3 protein-coding genes are annotated in these 4,415 nt (G+C 68.0%); 2 read left to right on the plus strand and 1 reads right to left on the minus strand.

What is annotated here, in order from left to right; all coding sequences use genetic code 11:
- Nucleotides 1-159: DUF4140 domain-containing protein (locus EYA84_RS33865; protein WP_131056686.1), on the minus strand; the 159-nt coding region annotated here is incomplete at its 3' end.
- A 453-nt stretch (nucleotides 160-612) separates the two neighbouring features.
- Here EYA84_RS33865 and EYA84_RS27430 point away from each other — a divergent pair.
- Nucleotides 613-3,036 carry a non-reducing end alpha-L-arabinofuranosidase family hydrolase gene (locus tag EYA84_RS27430; RefSeq protein WP_131056687.1) on the plus strand — a complete coding sequence of 808 codons (2,424 nt, stop codon included), beginning with the start codon at nucleotides 613-615 and terminating at the stop codon, nucleotides 3,034-3,036.
- 221 nt (nucleotides 3,037-3,257) lie between these two features.
- A partial coding sequence (locus EYA84_RS27435; protein ID WP_394347622.1) for a ricin-type beta-trefoil lectin domain protein occupies nucleotides 3,258-4,415 on the plus strand: 1,158 nt, incomplete at its 3' end.

Below are 4,415 nucleotides of genomic sequence, written 5' to 3' on the forward strand. Positions count from 1 at the left end.
GACCCGGACCGAGTCCCGCCGCAGGCCGAGCGGCAGCGGCGCGACGCGTACGCGGTGCTGACCGGCCGCCAACCGGAGACAGCCGCGTCGGGTGACCCGGGCCCGGTCGGGATAGACGGTGACGTCGACGACGGGGGCATCGATCTCCGCAGTGTCCACGGCGGCGAGGGTAGTCGACAGCTACGACCGTTCCTTCCGGCACTGGTGGCCCGCGTCGGGGCGACGACGAGCGGCCACCGAAACACTTCCGCCATGTTTCCGAAACTACCGGTTGAAAACCCTGGAACATTCTGCCAGCCTGATAGGCATCGATCGATGAGATCGCTAACATTGATCTTCCTGCCCCTGGAGGTGTCCCACACCGTCACCAGGCCCGAGCAACCGGGTGACACGTCCACATCCGAGTCCACCACCCGCGACCACGTCCCGGCGGGCGACGGGCTCGACCACCGCCACCCTTCACCTGCCGGCCAGCCGGCCAGAGACGACTCACCTCCGCGCGGATGCCGGGCGTGAGCCCTGGTCCGGTCGGCGGACACCGCATTGCGGGTCGCCACCTGAGCGCACCCGATCAGTGACAGATACGTCCCATCCCATCAGTGGAGGATCAGCATGATCTCCCGGACCCGTCCCTCCAGGCGTCGACTCAGAGCGCTCTACGTTCCCGGAGCCGCCGCGCTGGTCGCCGTCTTCGTCGCATCGCTGCTGCCCACACTCGCTCACGCCGCCGAGACCACCCTCGCGGCGGCGGCGAACCAGTCCGGCCGGTACTTCGGTGCGGCGGTGGCGGCGAACAAGCTCAGCGACGGCGCGTACACGACGATCCTGAACCGCGAGTTCAACAGCGTCACGCCCGAGAACGAGATGAAGATCGACGCGACCGAGCCGCAGCAGGGCAACTTCACGTTCACCAACGCGGACCGGATCGTCAACCACGCTCTCAATCGGGGCTGGAAGGTGCGTGGCCACACGCTGGCCTGGCACTCGCAGCAGCCCGGCTGGATGCAGAACATGTCCGGCACCCAGTTGCGTAACGCCATGCTCAACCACGTCACGCGCGTCGCGACCTACTACCGGGGCAAGATCCACTCCTGGGACGTGGTGAACGAGGCGTTCGCCGACGGCGACAGCGGCGCCCGCCGCGACTCCAACCTCCAGCGCACCGGAAACGACTGGATCGAGGCGGCCTTCCGCGCCGCCCGGACGGCGGACCCGGGCGCGAAGCTCTGCTACAACGACTACAACACCGACAACTGGAACTGGGCCAAGACCCAGGCCGTCTACCGGATGGTCCAGGACTTCAAGAACCGGGGCGTACCGATCGACTGCGTCGGGTTCCAGTCGCACTTCAACGCCCAGTCGGCGTACAACAGCAACTACCGCACCACGCTGTCCAGCTTCGCGGCGCTCGGCGTCGAGGTGCAGATCACCGAGCTGGACATCGAGGGCTCCGGCACCACGCAGGCCAACACCTACCGCAGTGTGGTCAACGACTGTCTCGCGGTCGCCCGCTGCACCGGCATCACGGTGTGGGGCATCCGGGACACCGACTCGTGGCGCTCCGGCGGCACCCCGCTGCTCTTCGACGGCAGCGGCAACAAGAAGGCCGCGTACACGGCCACCCTGGACGCGCTGAACAGCGCCGGTCCCGGAACCACCCCCACGCCCACCACGCCGGGGCCCACCAACCCTCCGTCCGGCTCCGCCAGCGAGATCGTGGGTTCGCAGTCCGGCCGGTGCGTCGACGTGCCCAACTCCTCGCGAGACAACGGCACCCGGGTCCAGCTCTACGACTGCAACAAGCAGACGAACCAGGCATGGACGTACGACAGCTCCACCAAGCAACTCCGCGTCTACGGCGACATGTGCCTCGACGCCGCCGGCACCGGCAACAGCGCCGCCGTCCAGATCTACGCCTGCCACAGCCAGACCAACCAGCAATGGAACATCAACACCAACGGCACCATCAGCGGCGTCCAATCCGGCCGCTGCCTCGACGCCTGGAACACCACCAACGGCGCCCAGATCCAGCTCTACGACTGCCACGGACAGACCAACCAGCAGTTCCGGCTGGTCTCCCTCGGCGGTCCCACCTCACCGCCGCCGACCACTCCGCCGCCGTCGGGTAACTGCTCGCTGCCCTCGTCGTACCGGTGGTCGTCGACGGGTGCGTTGGCGCAGCCGCGGTCGGGGTGGGTGTCGTTGAAGGACTTCACCCACGCCCCCTACAACGGCCAGCAGCTCGTCTACGCCACCACCCACGACACCGGCACCAGCTGGGGCTCGATGAACTTCGGCCTCTTCTCCAACTGGAACCAGATGGGCTCGGCCAGCCAGAACGCCATGCCGTTCTCCGCCGTCGCCCCCTCACTGTTCTACTTCGCACCCCGCAACGTCTGGGTCCTCGCCTACCAGTGGGGCGGCCCCGCCTTCTCCTACCGCACCTCCACCAACCCGGCGAACGTCAACAGTTGGGGACCGGCGCAGACCCTGTTCACCGGATCCATCTCCAACTCCGGCACCGGCCCCATCGACCAGGCCCTCATCGGCGACAGCCAGAACATGTATCTGTTCTTCGCCGGAGACAACGGCCGCATCTACCGGGCCAGCATGCCGATCGGCAACTTCCCCGGCAGCTTCGGCTCCAACTACACCACGATCATGACCGACACCACCAACAACCTCTTCGAAGGCGTACAGGTCTACAAACTCGAAGGCGAGAACCGGTACCTCATGCTCGTCGAGGCCATCGGCTCCCAGGGCCGCTACTTCCGCTCCTTCACCGCCACCAGCCTCGGCGGCACCTGGACCCCCCAGGCCGCCACCGAGAGCAACCCCTTCGCCGGTAAGGCCAACAGCGGCGCCACCTGGACCAACGACATCAGCCACGGCGAACTCATCCGCACCAACGCCGACCAGACCATGACCGTCAACGCCTGCAACCTCCAGTTCCTCTACCAGGGCCGTTCACCCAACTCCGGCGGCGACTACGGCCTCCTGCCCTACCGCCCCGGACTACTCACCCTGCAACGCTGACCGCGCGCAGGTCCGGCTAGGGCACAGCCGGCGCGGGCGGGTCCGGTGCATACCGGACCCGCCCATCCCACACCCACCCCCACCACCAGGAGGTATCGACAGTGCGAGGACATGCGCCCCCTCCCCCGCCCTCGGGGATCACTGACGCTCACCGAGCGTCCCCCGGCGTTCGGGGACGGCTGTTCAAGCTCGCCACCGCCGGACTCGCCGCCGCCGTCGGCTTGCTCACCATCACCATGGCGACCGGCTCGGCGTCGGCCGCCGACAACCCGTACCAGCGGGGTCCGGACCCCACCCGGAACAGCGTCGCGGCCGAGAACGGCCCCTTCGCCAACACGTCGGTCAGCGTCCCGTCCGGGAACGGCTTCAACGGCGGTCGGATCTACTACCCGACCGACACCAGTCAGGGCACCTTCGGTGCCATCGCGATCTCGCCGGGATACACCGCGCTGTTCTCCGCCGAACTGGCGTGGATGGGACCGTGGCTGGCCTCGCACGGTTTCGTGGTGATCGGCATCGAGACCAACAGCCGCAACGACTTCGACACGGCGCGCGGCACCCAGTTGCTCGCCGCTCTGGACTACCTGACGCAGCAGAGCACGGTCCGCAACCGGGTCGACCCGAACCGGCTGGCCGTCGCGGGTCACTCGATGGGCGGCGGCGGGGCGCTGAGCGCCGCGATGCGACGCCCGTCGCTGAAGGCGGTGGCCGGCATCACGCCGTACTCGCCGTCGTCGAACCTGGCCAACGACCGGGTGCCCACGATGATCATCTCCGGACAGGCGGACACGGTGGTCACCCCGTCGTACGCGCTCGGTCTGTACAACAGCATTCCGGCCACGACGGAGAGCGTCTACCTGGAGGTCGCCGGTGGCGACCACGGATTCATGGTCGGCCGGTCGAACCCGGTGCTGATCCGGACCATGCTGCCGTTCCTGAAGACGTTCGTCGACAACGACGCCCGGTACACCCAGTTCCTCTGCCCGCTGGTGGACAACAGCGGGGTGGTCACCTACCGCAACACGTGCCCGTTGTTGCCGCCGCCGACCGGTACGCCGACGCCGACCCCCACCACGCCCGGGCCGACGACGCCGCCGCCCACCACGCCGCCGCCCGGCTCCGCCAGCGAGATCGTCGGTACGCAGTCCGGCCGGTGCGTCGACGTCCCCAACTCGTCACGCACCAACGGCACCCGCGTCCAGCTCTACGACTGCAACCGGCAGACCAACCAGACCTGGACCTACAACACCAGCACCAAGCAACTCCGCGTCTACGGCGACATGTGCCTCGACGCCGCCGGCACCGGCAACAGCGCCGCCGTCCAGATCTACGCCTGCCACAGCCAGACCAACCAGCAATGGAACATCAACACCAACGGC

Origin of the sequence: Verrucosispora sp. SN26_14.1 (assembly GCF_004307965.1) — a bacterium.
In the GTDB taxonomy this organism is placed as follows: domain Bacteria; phylum Actinomycetota; class Actinomycetes; order Mycobacteriales; family Micromonosporaceae; genus Micromonospora.

Coding starts and splice junctions, on each gene's coding strand:
- EYA84_RS27430 (WP_131056687.1), top strand. CDS start 613: ATGATCTCCCGGACCCGTCCCTCCAGGCGTCGACTCAGAGCGCTCTAC.